Raw genomic sequence first — 13,085 nt, 5'->3', positions numbered from 1 at the left:
AGACCAATTAACTGGGATGACTACCGGGTTAAAATAATGAATCAGGGCAGAATGGTCAGACTGGTGAATAAATCAGATCCAGAAAGTTCCCCAATATCCTACTATTACGTTGATGAAGAAGATGGAGAAACGGTTTTGGCTACTGTCGCACCAATCTTTTCATTAATTAATGGCCGTTTTGTTCAGGTGATTTAATGGTGGCAATATCGGGTTATTTGACCCGATATTTTTTCTTGATGGGAACAGCAAAAGAAAGCTATTATCGGTTACGCAAGATAAAGACTAATTATGTTAATTCTGCCAGATATGGGGGAAGAAATATGGGTAATGCGGTAAAGATTGGTGATATTGGCACAGCGCATGATGATTGTGGAGCGACATCGGTTATTTCGGGATCGACCAGCGTGAAAGTTGATGGTATTCCTTTAGCTCGTCAGGGCGATAATTTAGCGCCACATTCATCTCATTCACGCATAATTGCCGGTGGTTCCAGTACCGTTTTTGTTGATGGTAAACCTGCGGCGAGAACCGGTGATGCAGTGAGTTGTGGTGGAGTTGTGATTGGTGGTGGTAGCGTTAATATTGGTTAAGGAAAAAACATATTCTCAGTTAATATGCGCAGCGCTGTTTGTGATTGTAAAACCCCGGACCCTTATATTCACAAAATTAGTGTTAAAAGTCGGGAAATGGGTTTTTCATTATAACCAGATTGAACCGATAGGGGATATTTGAATGGTTGATGAAGCGGGTGGTATACCCGGCAGCAATTTCATTGGTGGGAAAACAGCAGGGTGAGATCTCACCCTGGTCGTATTGGTAACTTTTTACTAACTTTAATCAGTCGAGCACTAGTTGACTTATTCGGCAATCATATAAATCCGCTAATTTTTCAATCGTTGCTTTGCGTGGGCGATCTGATTTCTCAAACTGAGAAACGGCAGCTTGTTTTATACCCAGTTTTTCCGCTACCTCAGCTTGTGATAGTCCACGATAAATGCGCCAAGCGGCTTGTAGTGAAACTTCATCGTCTACCATGATAGAAACGACTTCATGAGGAATAGTTTCATCGTCATTTGGTCCCGTTGTATAGGGAATAATTTGATAATTTTCATCATGATCCGCAGCTGCCAACAATCTTTCGTACTCGTCCATTGGCAAAATAACGGCTTGTTTTTTGCCATGCTCGTCTGTAATAAATTGAATACTAGCCATATTCTTTTGCTCCGTATGTTTACGTAGTTACGTAGCCCTTAGAGGTAAATGGTTAAATGGGAAAATTCACTTATTTGTTAATAGGTTTTTATCTGGCGTCGCCTAATTTCCTGAATTTCTAGGATATTAGGTTCTCCATCCAGTAATTCAAACAAAACCCGATAATCGCCAACTCTGAGCCTATATCTGTTATTGAATCCTGATAATTTTCTGATATCCAGACCAACAAGAGGAAAATCTGTTAGCGAACTCACCTTTTGTTTTATCGTCTTCTGATATCGAGTATCGATCCTCGTTAGCTGTTTGATTGCAGCCTTAGACCAAATGACTTTAACCATTTCTTTCCCTATTTTAAAAGAGCATATCCGCTTTGGATACTCAAAATATAAGTATTTATTCTTATGTCATCAAGGTAAAGTCTTATATTTTAAGAAGAAAAATAAGGTTGCGCCCAGTAGAGTTCAATTTTTTATAATGAAATCAGATATAAATTTTATGATGATTGGAGTTTATTTTTTAATAAAATTCTTTCTCTGTTTTAAATGTGATTATAGAAATGAAGATTAGTTTCTATTTGTTTTTTTATATTGATTTTATTCCTAATTAAATTAAAGGGATTTACCCCTTAAATAAAAGATTGTTGTTTATACCCATTATCTTTCAAGCTGCCTCTTTGTTATTTGCACTTGCTCACCCCAGTCACATAGTTCGCTATGCTCCCGGGGATTCGCTCCCTTGCCGTCTCGATGCATCTTGAAATCCATAGAGTATATATGTTTATTTCCTCTGCTTTCTTTTCTTTTTCTTGGTATTATTTTTTCTTTCTATTTTCGAATGTCTCTGGCGCATGGCGTCATCCTGTTCAGCCAGTTCAAACACGGCTTCTTTATTAATAAACCAAAAAGACAAACAGGCCGTTTGGACAATAATCAAGCTCCAGAACAGGCGGATAATATCGTTTTTAAAGATTAAATAAATGACCGCGACACAGAGTAAATTAATAAAAGCAGAGGTTAATAGACTGATAGCCAGTGTCTGAATAACCTGGCTAATTACCGGTATTCGAGCAAAGGGAATTAGGCATAACATTGCACCCACAGGGCCGAAAACCGCTGTGACGATTAAAATACCCGGATTACCACGGATGGCATCAACAAATCCGAATAAATCAAATGGAATGGTGAACATGGGTTTTATCCTTGCATGGGGTTCAGCATTGGGCTAGGTTTATATCTTAATATCCGGGCGAAAGTGATATTGGGAAACTGCCGGATCCCGGTATTGTAAAGAGCAACACTTTCATTAAAGAATTCACGTCTGTCTGCAATCTGATTTTCCAGCAGAGTGATCTGCGCTTGCAAATGTTGAAAAGATGGCTGACTAATTAGGGCCGGATAGTTTTTTGCAATTATCAGAAATGACAGCAACTGGTGTGATAATGTATTACCTATTTTTACCTTTTCATCGGTTATTTTTGCACTGGGGTAGTTTTTCCTGACTTCTGATAGTTGCAGAAAGAGCGATTTTTCATGGGCCATTGCTTGTTCTGTTATCGTGATAAGCTGTGGAATTAAATCAACCTGTTTTTTCAGTAAAATATCAATATTGGCAAACGCTTTATCCCGGTATCTTTTTAACATAACGATTTTATTAAAAACGCCTACGAGATAACGAATCGCGATAATCAGGATGACGGCCAGAATAAGAAAAGCGAGAAGATATCCACCCATTGTTGTTATCTCTAAAATAGCCATTTCAGTAATGGAGATTCACGATAAAAAACCGTTAAATGATGAGACTGATATTCATAAGGAACGGTCAGAATAAAGGCAATCAGGATTGCCGCGCTAATGACGGTAATTGCAAGATTACGGCGCATTGGCGCAACTTCATTCCAGGCGCCCAAATATCCCTTAGAGGCAATCCCCAGTAATCTGTGAGGAGCCGCCTGAGTAATAACAACTTGATCGTCTTTTTCAATAGCTGTACCAATAATTAAATACTCTTCATTTGGAAATAACAAGTACTCTTGGTAAGAAACGGAGTTGGTTTCATAGTTCTGATAAGAAGAAAAATTTACAAATGTCAAGGTTTCTGGTGTTGCATCAATACGGACTGATCCTGAATCATCGGTTAAAGTAAACCGACGGATTTTTTCTTCCGAATGACGCAAAGAATAACGTTTATCGCCTTTTGAATCTTCGCTGATATCATATTCATAATAACGATAGCCATAGCATAGCTTTCTGCTCAGAGGGCTTTTAAAGTGAGTTCCTGCTGTTATTTTTCCTTCTACTTCTACCAAGCCCATAGCGATTGAACGGATTTTTGATGTGGCCAAAATCTGCTGAAATTTAAGGAATTTTTTTTCCGGTGTTGTTTTCAGACGGCTATAGATAAATAGTAAGAAAAATAAGCCAAATAAGGCATTGGGTGAAACAAAAAAAGCAATCAGAAAAATGGCAATAGCCGCTGAGCCTAAAATCGCCTGCCAAGTTGCCTTGCTGGCAGATTTACCGGACTGTCGTGCTTGTCTATAATACTCTACCGCGTTTTTCCCAAACGAAGTGACGTTGATTAAAATCGCTATGGCAAGGATAAGAAGAAGGATACCAAAGAAGATATAGAAAAAATGTTTGAAAGGATAATCGAAATAAAAAATCGTGCTGGTGGTGATCAATCCGATTAAAAGAATGGAAAGCCAGTGAAGGCGTTTAAACCCCACGACTTCTTTTAAAAGAAGGTTGATAATAAAGATTAATACACAGGAAAAAACAAAAATAAAAGTAAAAAATATCATAGTCATCATAAGGTTTACCATCTGATTTACTGCCTATTCCAATAGGTCTATTTTATTTGCCATTTTGAACCTGGGCAGTGCTCAAAATCCTCACGTACTACGTGTACGCTCCGGTTTTTCCGCGCTGTCCGTGTTCACTGTTCATTGATAAGAATGGCCTGCAACAATTACGCCTATTGGGATAGGCTCTTATTTAAACTTGATACCGTCATAGGCTTTTTCTGCCTGACAGATTTCTAATAAAGGCAGCCTCTGATAATGGAACATGCGGGCAAAAATCAGATCAGGGAATAGATAAATCGCCGTATTATATTCCGTTACCGCGTCATTAAACATTTCGCGGCGATGAGCAATTTTATTTTCTAGATCCGTCACCGATGCTTGCAATTGTGAAAATTGGGAACCTGAAATCAGTGTCGGATAGTTTTCAGCTACTGCCAGTACAGATCGGAATGCATTGTTCATTTCATTGGAGGCTTTGATTTTATCCGTGAGGGTATCGGCATTAAGATATCCCTGTCGTGCATCACTCAACCGAGTAAAAATATCACGTTCATGTTCCATAGACTTTTCCAGCACGGTTACAAGCTGCGGGATCTGTTCTGCACGCTGTTTTAAAATAACATCGATATTGGCAAATGTATTGCTTGTCTGCTCTTTCAGAGCAACCAGCCGGTTATAAATTGTGATCCCCCAACTGATAAGTCCTACAGCAATGAGAGAGATAATAATAGTGGTTACTGTCATCTTTTTCTCCACGAAGATCCGGTTATATTTATTACTAAGTCATGCTCTCCCTGCTGACTGGGGTAGCCCCCCACTTGGTTTAACCTGCCATAATCATTTAGAAATGAGAATACAAGAGTATTAAGCATACTATATCGAAGACAGATTTAATTCAATAAATGCAATTTTTTAAAAGAAGATCTAATTGCATTTACTATGCGAATCTGAGAACGCATATATTAGAGTTTTTCTCCATTAACGGCGGACCAATGATAAGGTCGTAATTCACGAATGGCTTTAAATAACAGCTCGTTTTTCTCATTAGTTACCGCCGCTTTTACGGAGCCACCCCAATGGATCAGACGTTTTTGACATATTCCACAGGGTGTCAAAATGATATATTCATAACCGGTATCTTCGCGGCAGAGACATAAAGAGTGTGTTACTGCTTCATTCAGTTTATGAGCTTCTAAATAGGTGCCTATTTCCATACAAAAGTAGAATCCCACCTTCGGGGTGGGGTTGAAGGATGAAGCCAGAACTAGCCGGCTTTATTTTTTCGCTTACAATTTCATCTTATCACTACTTTTCACAGTAAACCGTCATTTTGGTCATTAATTGGCATACAGATGAATCTGATTTTGACACTATTCCATACCGTTTAAATGCTGCTTAAGTAAAGATTGATGTCAGTTGATGGTTATATTAAACCGAGGTTTTTCACAAACTCATTTTTATCAGGAATGTCTGCGCCGTTTTGGTCTTTTGCCAGTTTATTATTAGCATTATCATTTATATCGGAAGCCAGCTTCTGCGTTACCGCGAGTGTGTCACTATCGCCTGTCTTGTTAGTAAGTTGAACAATCCCTTTTTGTGTTAATGAGGTACTGGGAATTTCTGTTGTGATTTTTTTCTCTAACGCACTATTTAATTGGGCTGTGAGTTTAGCTATATCACCATCATCCAGAACATCATCTCCTCCGGAGTGTGTTGCGATAAAATTAGCAACAACAGAGGATATCGTGGACGACTGACGTAACACCTTATTTAATTCATGAGTAGTCACATTATCTGGTGGAAACCCATTTTTTAAACTCCGACTTTCTTCATATCTTTCTTGGCTCACTACATTTGCATTATTACTGATAGAAAAGGCTTTAAAATCATTCTGGGGCTTGAGACTCATGTTTTTTCCTTAGATTATATAATGTTATTTCATAAGCAACATATTGAATTATTGTAGATGATTTATCATAATTCGCGTTAATTATAGTTTAATTCACAAAATAAATAATTAAATGTTCTTATAACTCAGATGGTTAACTATTTTTGTACAGTTGGTAGTAATAAATAACCTGATATTTTGCAATCAAAATATACCCAAAATATTTAATGCTATAGACATGGAAATTAAAAATCTGCACTTCTTTTGATAATTAGAATGCTTAGAATCTGAACGAATTAAGCTTTCCGATGAGTGTCTATTTTGTTGAAAAAAGAAAATACAACTGTGGTACTGAATATTAACTATAAGGAATACTTAAAAATAAAAGAAAATAACTAAGTTAAAATAAATCACATATATTAAAGCTTTTCTCCATTAACGGCGGACCAATGATAAGGTTGCAATTCACGTATGGTTTTAAATAACAGCTCGTTTTTTTCATTAGTTACTGCCACTTTTACAGAGCCTCCCCAATAAACCAGACGTTCTTGACATATTCCACAGGGTGTCAAAATGATATATTCACAACCGGCGTCTTCACGGCAGAGACATAAAGAGTGTGTTACCGCTTCATTCAGTTTATGCGCCTCTAAATAGGCGCCAACTTCCATACAAAGAGATAAGGCGTCATTTTTGGTATCAGGGGCGATGCTGGTTAAGATTTTGCCCGATTCTGTCCGTACCGCAGCAGCGCCACCCCATCCCTTTGGGTATCGTTTTTCAATTAAGTTAACTGCGGCATGATATAGCTCTTGTTCTATATTCATTAATTTACTGCTCCTATCTCGTTAACCTATTTTATTTTTCTATGTTAATAAAATTTCTGAAAGTAATTAAAACACGCATTCTTTTACTTATCGATAAGATATTATAGCATAAAATAGTACGATTTATATCGTATAAAATACGGAAGGTTTTTTCTAGATAAACTTTGTTTTAAAAAATATCTTTAAATAACCATCCCACTTATAATGACTGCCAGTCGATTAAATAATTCACTAAACATACGTTCGGTAAATGGCGCTAACATCGGGATTAAAAGCGTGAGTACCAATATACCGGTAGTCAGTGTTAATGGAAAACCGACCACAAAGATGGAGAGTTGCGGTGTCATCCGGTTTAAAATCCCCAATGATAAATTCAGTGTTAATAACAGCGTAATTAATGGCAGAGCCAGCATCATGCCGTTGATAAATATCATACTGGCGCTTTGTGCTAGTAGTAAAAATCCTTGAGCGCTGAGTTGTAATGGTTGTACAGGAATAATGCGGAATGTATCTGCCAGAACTGATAATAACCATAGGTGGCCGTCAAAGGCCAGAAATAACAGTAAGGTCAAGAGGTTAAAGATTCGTGCCAAAATAGGCATATTAGGGCCGCCGGAGGGATCAAAAAAGGTCGCGAATGAAAGTCCCATCTGTAAACCAATTATTTCACCGGCGTGACGCACGGCTGCAAAGGCAATTTGCATTGTCAGGCCAAGGGATGCCCCAATTAAGATTTGCTGGAGCATCACCCAGAATGCCGCAACAGAGAAAATAGGCACTTGCGCAGGTTGCAGGTTTGGCATCAAAAGCAGTGTTACCATCACTGCCAGTCCGATTTTGACTTTCTTAGGCGCCTGTTTTTCACTGAATAATGGCGCAGTGCTGAACAGCGCAAGCACCCGAACCAGCGGCCAGAAAAATTCACTGACGAACTGGATCAGCATTTCACTGTTAAAAGAGATCATAATTAGCCAATTATCACTGGTATGCTGCTGTAGAGTTCACGCATGTAGTCCAGAAATAGGTTTAGCATCCAAGGTCCGGCGATAACGGTAGTGACAAATACCGCCAGAATTTTGGGAATAAATGAGAGTGTCATTTCGTTAACCTGTGTTGCCGCTTGCAGCAAGCTCACGATTAAACCACATAATAAAGCCGCTAACAGCAACGGCGCAGCCAGCGCCAGAGCGACTTTCATGGCTTCTGTTCCCAATGCCATGACTGATTCAGGAGTCATAATGTTTGCCTCTTTTCAGGTTAACCGTAGAAACTCTGTGCCAGAGAACCCAATAGTAATTGCCAGCCGTCAACTAAGACAAATAACATCAGCTTGAAGGGCAGTGAGATGGTGGCGGGAGGCACCATCATCATCCCCAATGCCATTAATACGCTGGCGACCACCAGGTCGATAATCAAAAATGGAATAAACAGCGTAAAACCAATTTGGAAAGCGGTTTTCAATTCGCTGGTGATAAATGCCGGCATCAGTACTCGCATAGGAACAGCATCGGCGGTTTCAAACGGCGGTTGATCAGCAAGACGAGCAAACAGTGCTAAATCGTTTTCCCTTGTCTGACGCAACATAAATTGCCGTAATGGTTTGGCGCCATTTTCTAAAGCAGTTTCCAGGCTGATTTTATCTTCGCTGAAAGGCAGATACGCATCTTGATAAACTTTATCGAAAACCGGCGACATAATGAAAAACGTCATAAATAGCGCCAGTCCAAGCAAAACCTGATTAGGTGGTGCCGAGGGGGTGCCTAAAGCATTACGCAGTAAACCCAACACAATAATAATGCGGGTAAAACTGGTCATCATCAGCAAGGCGGCGGGAATAAAAGTCAGTGCGGTAATGAAAACTAACGTTTGAACCGGCAGTGACCAACTTTGTCCACCGTTTGCCAGCGGCTGACTGATTATGCCCGGTAACTGTGCCACGGCATCCATTGGTAAAATAAGCGCAGCGAGTATCATCCCCAGGCGGCATGACAATGCAAACTTATCCCTTGTCATAAAGAGAGAACTACTTTTTCTCATCATTCTTGCCTTGTCGCATCAGCGTGTTTTTTAAAATCTGACCAAACAGTGCCGGTTTTATCGCTTGCCCTTCGGTGGTATCGCGGTTGGATTCAGGTATTGGCATCTGGTGTAATAAATTGATTTGCTGAGCAGTGACGCCCAGTACCAGCCAGTTATCTTCAACTTCTACAATGACGACGCGTTCACGCTGTCCCAGAGAACAACTGGCTTTGATACTTAATTGCTGCTGACTTTTTCCTTTGTTGGCAAACAGCCCCATGCGGCGTATTAACCAAGTGAGGGTGAAGATTAACAGCAACACTCCCGCCAGCGCGCTGCTGACCTGCATCAGTGTCTGACCTGCGGGAAGCGGCGCGGATGTGGCGACTTGAGTAACCGCTTGGGTTTGCGCGGCAGGTTGTGCCGCGTCATTATGCAGAGAGGGCTGGAAAGCCATATTAACGACTCAGGCGACGCATACGTTCAGAAGGGGTGATGATATCGGTGATACGGATACCGTATTTATCGGATACAACCACAACTTCACCCTGAGCAATCAGATATCCATTGATTAAAATATCCAACGGCTCCCCGGCAAGGCCATCAAGGGAAACCACGGAGCCTTGAGATAGTCTCAGTAGCTGTTTGATGGTCATTTTGGTCCGGCCCAATTCTACGGATAATTTGACCGGAATATCCAGAATCAGATCGATATCCGATAGGTGAGCCAGTGCATCCTGAGGCTCCAGAGATTCAAATATTGCCGCGCTGCTGTCCGAGGTTTGTTGTTGCGCGGCCTGTTGTTCCAGAGCTTCTGCCCACATATCTTCGGCAGATCCGGTTGCAGCGGTATCTGTGGGTTGCTTAGCATCACTCATTGGGCTTTTCCTCATCCAGAGCATTTAAAACAGGGTTAATAAGATGTTCGACACGTAGGGCATATTGCCCGTTTAATGTTCCGTACTGACTGGTGAGTACGGGCACGCCATCGACGTGAACGATCAGGCGTTCGGGTTTGTCAATCGGTAAGATATCGCCCGGTTGAAGTTGCAGGATTTTTGACAGCCTCAGCGGGATATCAGCAAAGTTAGCGATCAATTCCAGCTCTGAATGTTGAACCTGTTTTACCAGACTTTCCCGCCACAGGCTGTCTTCTTGCCGCACATTGTCCAGCGGTGGATTGGTCAGGCGTTCCCGTAGGGGTTCGATCATGGCAAACGGAATACAGATGTTAAATTCACCACTCAACGCGCCAATTTCCACTTGAAACGGCGTTGTCACCACAATATCGTTCGGTGATGTCGTAATATTGGTGAATTTCACCTGCATCTCAGAGCGAATGTACTCCACTTCAATTTTGAAGATGGCGCTCCAGGCGTCACGATAGGAATCCAGCGCCATGCGTAACATCCGGTTAATCACTCGTTGCTCAGTGTGGGTGAATTCACGGCCTTCTACTTTGGTCGGGAAACGTCCGTCACCACCAAACAGGTTATCTACCGCGATGTAAACCAGACTTGGGGCGAATGCAAACAGCGCTGTCCCTCTCAACGGTTTTAGATGAACCAGATTAAGGTTGGTCGGTACTGCCAAATTACGGGCGAATTCATGATAGGGCTGAATTTTTATTGCGCCGACGGTAATGTCAGGACTACGGCGGAGCATGTTAAACAACCCCATCCTGAAATGACGGGCAAAGCGTTCGTTAATAATTTCCAGTGCTTGCAGACGTTCCCGAATAACACGGCGTTGGGTATTGGGATCATAAGGGCGAACCTCATTTTCCCTGGACGCGGTATTTTCTGCGTCGTCACTGGCGCTGTCGCCATTGAGCAGAGCATCAATCTCTGCCTGTGAAAGAATATTGTCACTCATGGTGATTATCGCAGAATAAACGTGGTAAACAGCACATCGGTGATGACCTGATCCGGCTCACCGGGCACCAAGGTTGGGCGAAGTGTTTGCTTGATGTCGTCCATCAGACGCAATTTACCGCTGTCATGCGCCAGTTCGGCTGATTTTTGGCGTGACAGTAGCAACAACATACGGCTACGAACTTCCGGCAGATACTCGTGGAAACGCTGACGAGTTTTTTCATCGGCTAAACGTAAAGTCACGCCGATGTAGAGCACTCGGTCAAAGTGATCTTCATTGTCGATCAGGTTGACGGTGAAAGGCTCCAGAGTCATAAAGACCGGGACTTCTATGGCTTTGGACGCTGTAGAATCACTCCCTTTTGCCTGTTTAAGCGCCCACCAACTGTATCCCCCGATGGCGGCGCCGATAACGGCAATCAGTACTAACAGTATCATCCCAAATGGATTTTTGCGTTTACGCTCGTAGCTATAGTCAGACATGGACAGACAAGTTCCTGTTTTTGTTGCGGATAAGTGTCCACGCGTTCCGTGGCGGACTGACGTATCCATCAATATCGGTGATCATTATCCCGCGTATTTCCGTCGGCAATAGCTGGAACAAACGGGGAAAAAACTACTAACTCGTTCGTTTGTTGTGAGCCGGGTTTATACCCTTCACTGTTAGGTATAAAGACTTTCCACTATCAGGCGAAAATGTCCACACCGCCCCGTACTGACGCCAGTTGATGAGGGGTTAAATGTACGGTGGATTCAGTAGCGGAGTGGTTTTCTGAGGCGGTGTCAGCATTATGACTTGCGGTTCCGCCTGAATGTTGTGAACCAGAGCGTTGTTCTTGTTGCCACGGACTGGCGTTGTCACTGCCGACACTGCTTTGGGTCAGTTGAATACCACTTTCCGCCAGTGCGTGGCGAAGTCCAGGTAATGCGGCTTCCAGTGCCGCCCGGACATGGCTGTGAGCCGATGCCAGATGTAATTGCGCTTGATTATCTTCAATGGACATACGGATTTGCAATGCGCCTAGCTCTTGTGGATGCAGGCGTAACTCTGCCTGTTGTAGGCCGTTGCGGTTGAACAGAATAATTTGCTGGTTTAATTGCTGTTGCCACTCTTCACTACCCAACTGGGCATTCAGTAAGGGGGTAGCGGCGCTGGATAACTGAAACTGGGCTGTCTGATTGTGCCCTGCGGAGAGTAGGGGAGAGGTTGCTACAGAGGAGATTTGCTGATTTTCAGTGGTGGTCGGTGCGTGCTGGATCTCAGCTTGTGCGGTGGTCTGAATCAATGCGGATTCGCGTGGATGATTTTGCGTTGCACTTTCAGGTTGAATCCCATGCTGGAGAGTTGCCGAAGCAAGCTTGGGTTTTACCGGAGAATGTTGTATCAGTCCGTTTCCCAGTTTGGTTTTAAAAAGCTCTTCTTCTTGTTTTAGCTGCTCTGGAGTCGCTGTCAGAAGGTTTTCCTCAGTCGATAATCCTGTAGTGACAAATTCTTTAGCGCTAATTTGACGGTTTTTATCATTATGCTTGATGAGTCCGTCAGGTTGGAGGCCGTTTTTCGGGTTTTCTGATTTGATGGTTAACCCGGATAATTGTATGGGTAAACTTGCCGCCAGCTCTTCTGCTGACATAAGTTTCTCATCAACAGGAACCGTTTGTTTGTTTGCATCTGTTTTTACATCGAAGGGAATCTGCGAGGAGGTAATAAACTCCGTTGATATTTCATGTGGGATAGATAATTCGTTTGAGATCGATAGTTTATTGGTAATAGATAATTCATTTGAAATGGATAATAGTGGCGACAAATCGTTGTCTGTATCATCTGTAGTCTCTTCTTCCTTGGATGACGCTTTTTCTGGTTTGCCCCCACCTTTTTGTACCAGTTCGGTTTCCAGATTAAGAAATTGAGCAAATGCCGAAAGCTGATCGGCATCAGTGAGTGAATCACTGCGCGCAGGTTGGTTTTCTGTCGGTTTCAGGTCGGCAGGCAAAAGAGTGATATTCATTATTTATTTCTCCGTTGTGCGCTACGTTGGGCATACTCATCCATCTGTTTTTGCTCCGTTCTGTTCTGATGTAATCTTCGGTTGTTATCTGCCCGTTGTTGCAAGGTATCGAAAGCGTTGAGGCGCTGCTGTTTTTCCCGCCACTGTGATAAAGCTGTATCAAGCCGCTGTTGCCACTGATTGAGCTGCAATTTGTGCTGTTCAATCGCTTTTTCCAGCGTTTTCATGAATTGCTGATAATTTTGCCAGGTGGTGCACGGCATACCGTTACTCAACGTATCGTTCAGGCGTTCCCGATACTCATCCTGATAACCCATCAATGTTGCGAGTTGTTGCTCCATTTGCTGATGGTTCTGACGAACTTGCGCCAGATGAGTGGCGGCTTTTTCCACTGCATTTTGTGCAAGTTCACGCAAGGTCATGAGAGGTGATTGTTGCAGCATCTTATTCCTCGCT

General features: G+C 42.2%; 19 protein-coding genes and 1 pseudogene. 2 read left to right on the top strand and 18 right to left on the bottom strand.

What is annotated here, in order from left to right; all coding sequences use genetic code 11:
* Together Phpb_RS26550 and Phpb_RS05275 are read left to right on the top strand one after the other, a co-directional pair.
* Positions 1 to 195 (top strand): annotated as a pseudogene (locus Phpb_RS26550) (hypothetical protein); the annotation flags it as partial.
* Positions 196 to 320: 125 nt separating this feature from the next.
* A complete protein-coding gene (locus Phpb_RS05275) occupies positions 321 to 590 on the top strand; it encodes a type VI secretion system PAAR protein (RefSeq protein ID WP_046397991.1) in 270 nt (89 codons plus the stop codon).
* Positions 591 to 837: 247 nt separating this feature from the next.
* On the opposite strand, the gene Phpb_RS05270 is transcribed toward Phpb_RS05275, so the two are convergent.
* The 18 genes from Phpb_RS05270 to fliJ all read right to left on the bottom strand — a co-directional run bounded on the left by Phpb_RS05270 (position 838) and on the right by fliJ (position 13,072).
* Positions 838 to 1,212 (bottom strand): helix-turn-helix domain-containing protein, encoded by a 375-nt coding sequence (locus Phpb_RS05270; protein ID WP_011146193.1) that lies wholly within the window; start codon positions 1,210 to 1,212, stop codon positions 838 to 840.
* 77 nt (positions 1,213 to 1,289) lie between these two features.
* Positions 1,290 to 1,550 (bottom strand): type II toxin-antitoxin system RelE family toxin, encoded by a 261-nt coding sequence (locus Phpb_RS05265; protein WP_065389483.1) that lies wholly within the window; start codon positions 1,548 to 1,550, stop codon positions 1,290 to 1,292.
* Between the two features lie 439 nt (positions 1,551 to 1,989).
* Positions 1,990 to 2,400, bottom strand: a complete 411-nt coding sequence (locus tag Phpb_RS05260; protein ID WP_065389482.1) for a hypothetical protein — start codon at positions 2,398 to 2,400, stop codon at positions 1,990 to 1,992.
* A 5-nt stretch (positions 2,401 to 2,405) separates the two neighbouring features.
* The gene (locus Phpb_RS05255) at positions 2,406 to 2,942 is read right to left on the bottom strand and encodes a LemA family protein (protein WP_065389481.1); all 537 of its coding nucleotides are present in this window, start codon (positions 2,940 to 2,942) and stop codon (positions 2,406 to 2,408) included.
* An 11-nt stretch (positions 2,943 to 2,953) separates the two neighbouring features.
* Positions 2,954 to 4,021: a hypothetical protein gene (locus Phpb_RS05250; protein ID WP_065389480.1), complete on the bottom strand. Its 1,068-nt coding sequence runs from the start codon at positions 4,019 to 4,021 to the stop codon at positions 2,954 to 2,956.
* A gap of 180 nt (positions 4,022 to 4,201) precedes the next feature.
* Positions 4,202 to 4,759, bottom strand: a complete 558-nt coding sequence (locus Phpb_RS05245) for a LemA family protein (protein WP_065389479.1) — start codon at positions 4,757 to 4,759, stop codon at positions 4,202 to 4,204.
* 218 nt (positions 4,760 to 4,977) lie between these two features.
* Positions 4,978 to 5,229, bottom strand: a complete 252-nt coding sequence (locus tag Phpb_RS05240) for a cytidine/deoxycytidylate deaminase family protein (RefSeq protein ID WP_205634737.1) — start codon at positions 5,227 to 5,229, stop codon at positions 4,978 to 4,980.
* 209 nt (positions 5,230 to 5,438) lie between these two features.
* Positions 5,439 to 5,924: a phage tail protein gene (locus tag Phpb_RS05235; RefSeq protein WP_082302533.1), complete on the bottom strand. Its 486-nt coding sequence runs from the start codon at positions 5,922 to 5,924 to the stop codon at positions 5,439 to 5,441.
* A 398-nt stretch (positions 5,925 to 6,322) separates the two neighbouring features.
* Positions 6,323 to 6,730: a cytidine deaminase gene (locus Phpb_RS05230; RefSeq protein WP_065389478.1), complete on the bottom strand. Its 408-nt coding sequence runs from the start codon at positions 6,728 to 6,730 to the stop codon at positions 6,323 to 6,325.
* A gap of 182 nt (positions 6,731 to 6,912) precedes the next feature.
* The gene (gene fliR / locus Phpb_RS05225; protein ID WP_065389477.1) at positions 6,913 to 7,695 is read right to left on the bottom strand and encodes a flagellar biosynthetic protein FliR; all 783 of its coding nucleotides are present in this window, start codon (positions 7,693 to 7,695) and stop codon (positions 6,913 to 6,915) included.
* Between the two features lie 2 nt (positions 7,696 to 7,697).
* Complete coding sequence (gene fliQ / locus Phpb_RS05220; RefSeq protein ID WP_011146199.1) at positions 7,698 to 7,967, bottom strand: flagellar biosynthesis protein FliQ; 270 nt, start codon at positions 7,965 to 7,967, stop codon at positions 7,698 to 7,700.
* A gap of 20 nt (positions 7,968 to 7,987) precedes the next feature.
* The gene (gene fliP / locus Phpb_RS05215) at positions 7,988 to 8,704 is read right to left on the bottom strand and encodes a flagellar type III secretion system pore protein FliP (protein ID WP_109396554.1); all 717 of its coding nucleotides are present in this window, start codon (positions 8,702 to 8,704) and stop codon (positions 7,988 to 7,990) included.
* A gap of 49 nt (positions 8,705 to 8,753) precedes the next feature.
* Positions 8,754 to 9,206, bottom strand: coding sequence for a flagellar biosynthetic protein FliO (fliO, locus tag Phpb_RS05210; RefSeq protein WP_065389476.1), 453 nt, complete (start codon positions 9,204 to 9,206; stop codon positions 8,754 to 8,756).
* A 1-nt stretch (position 9,207) separates the two neighbouring features.
* Complete coding sequence (gene fliN / locus Phpb_RS05205; protein ID WP_011146202.1) at positions 9,208 to 9,627, bottom strand: flagellar motor switch protein FliN; 420 nt, start codon at positions 9,625 to 9,627, stop codon at positions 9,208 to 9,210.
* The gene (gene fliM / locus Phpb_RS05200) at positions 9,620 to 10,624 is read right to left on the bottom strand and encodes a flagellar motor switch protein FliM (protein WP_065389475.1); all 1,005 of its coding nucleotides are present in this window, start codon (positions 10,622 to 10,624) and stop codon (positions 9,620 to 9,622) included. The genes fliN and fliM overlap by 8 nt, the downstream gene beginning before the upstream one ends.
* A 5-nt stretch (positions 10,625 to 10,629) precedes the next feature.
* Positions 10,630 to 11,106 carry a flagellar basal body-associated protein FliL gene (gene fliL / locus Phpb_RS05195; RefSeq protein WP_065389474.1) on the bottom strand — a complete coding sequence of 159 codons (477 nt, stop codon included), beginning with the start codon at positions 11,104 to 11,106 and terminating at the stop codon, positions 10,630 to 10,632.
* Positions 11,107 to 11,309: 203 nt separating this feature from the next.
* Complete coding sequence (locus Phpb_RS05190; RefSeq protein ID WP_065389473.1) at positions 11,310 to 12,629, bottom strand: flagellar hook-length control protein FliK; 1,320 nt, start codon at positions 12,627 to 12,629, stop codon at positions 11,310 to 11,312.
* On the bottom strand, positions 12,629 to 13,072 hold the full coding sequence (gene fliJ / locus Phpb_RS05185; protein ID WP_046395724.1) for a flagellar export protein FliJ: 444 nt from the start codon (positions 13,070 to 13,072) through the stop codon (positions 12,629 to 12,631). The genes Phpb_RS05190 and fliJ overlap by 1 nt, the downstream gene beginning before the upstream one ends.
* Positions 13,073 to 13,085 lie beyond the last annotated feature (13 nt).

Origin of the sequence: Photorhabdus namnaonensis, assembly GCF_001684335.1 — a bacterium.
Taxonomy (GTDB): domain Bacteria; phylum Pseudomonadota; class Gammaproteobacteria; order Enterobacterales; family Enterobacteriaceae; genus Photorhabdus; species Photorhabdus namnaonensis.
Note: the sequence above shows the minus strand (reverse complement) of the source record. Positions and strands in the feature narration are given on the sequence as shown.

Bases quoted from the DNA above. Each gene is read 5' to 3' on its own strand.
- Phpb_RS05230 (WP_065389478.1), bottom strand. From the start codon at position 6,730: ATGAATATAGAACAAGAGCTATATCATGCCGCAGTTAACTTAATTGAA.
- fliJ (WP_046395724.1), bottom strand. From the start codon at position 13,072: ATGCTGCAACAATCACCTCTCATGACCTTGCGTGAACTTGCACAAAAT.
- fliL (WP_065389474.1), bottom strand. From the start codon at position 11,106: ATGTCTGACTATAGCTACGAGCGTAAACGCAAAAATCCATTTGGGATG.
- fliN (WP_011146202.1), bottom strand. From the start codon at position 9,627: ATGAGTGATGCTAAGCAACCCACAGATACCGCTGCAACCGGATCTGCC.
- fliM (WP_065389475.1), bottom strand. From the start codon at position 10,624: ATGAGTGACAATATTCTTTCACAGGCAGAGATTGATGCTCTGCTCAAT.
- Phpb_RS05235 (WP_082302533.1), bottom strand. From the start codon at position 5,924: ATGAGTCTCAAGCCCCAGAATGATTTTAAAGCCTTTTCTATCAGTAAT.
- Phpb_RS05240 (WP_205634737.1), bottom strand. From the start codon at position 5,229: ATGGAAATAGGCACCTATTTAGAAGCTCATAAACTGAATGAAGCAGTA.
- fliP (WP_109396554.1), bottom strand. From the start codon at position 8,704: ATGATACTCGCTGCGCTTATTTTACCAATGGATGCCGTGGCACAGTTA.
- Phpb_RS05250 (WP_065389480.1), bottom strand. From the start codon at position 4,021: ATGATGACTATGATATTTTTTACTTTTATTTTTGTTTTTTCCTGTGTA.
- fliQ (WP_011146199.1), bottom strand. From the start codon at position 7,967: ATGACTCCTGAATCAGTCATGGCATTGGGAACAGAAGCCATGAAAGTC.
- fliR (WP_065389477.1), bottom strand. From the start codon at position 7,695: ATGATCTCTTTTAACAGTGAAATGCTGATCCAGTTCGTCAGTGAATTT.
- Phpb_RS05260 (WP_065389482.1), bottom strand. From the start codon at position 2,400: ATGTTCACCATTCCATTTGATTTATTCGGATTTGTTGATGCCATCCGT.
- Phpb_RS05275 (WP_046397991.1), top strand. From the start codon at position 321: ATGGGTAATGCGGTAAAGATTGGTGATATTGGCACAGCGCATGATGAT.
- fliO (WP_065389476.1), bottom strand. From the start codon at position 9,206: ATGGCTTTCCAGCCCTCTCTGCATAATGACGCGGCACAACCTGCCGCG.
- Phpb_RS05265 (WP_065389483.1), bottom strand. From the start codon at position 1,550: ATGGTTAAAGTCATTTGGTCTAAGGCTGCAATCAAACAGCTAACGAGG.
- Phpb_RS05270 (WP_011146193.1), bottom strand. From the start codon at position 1,212: ATGGCTAGTATTCAATTTATTACAGACGAGCATGGCAAAAAACAAGCC.
- Phpb_RS05245 (WP_065389479.1), bottom strand. From the start codon at position 4,759: ATGACAGTAACCACTATTATTATCTCTCTCATTGCTGTAGGACTTATC.
- Phpb_RS05255 (WP_065389481.1), bottom strand. From the start codon at position 2,942: ATGGGTGGATATCTTCTCGCTTTTCTTATTCTGGCCGTCATCCTGATT.
- Phpb_RS05190 (WP_065389473.1), bottom strand. From the start codon at position 12,629: ATGAATATCACTCTTTTGCCTGCCGACCTGAAACCGACAGAAAACCAA.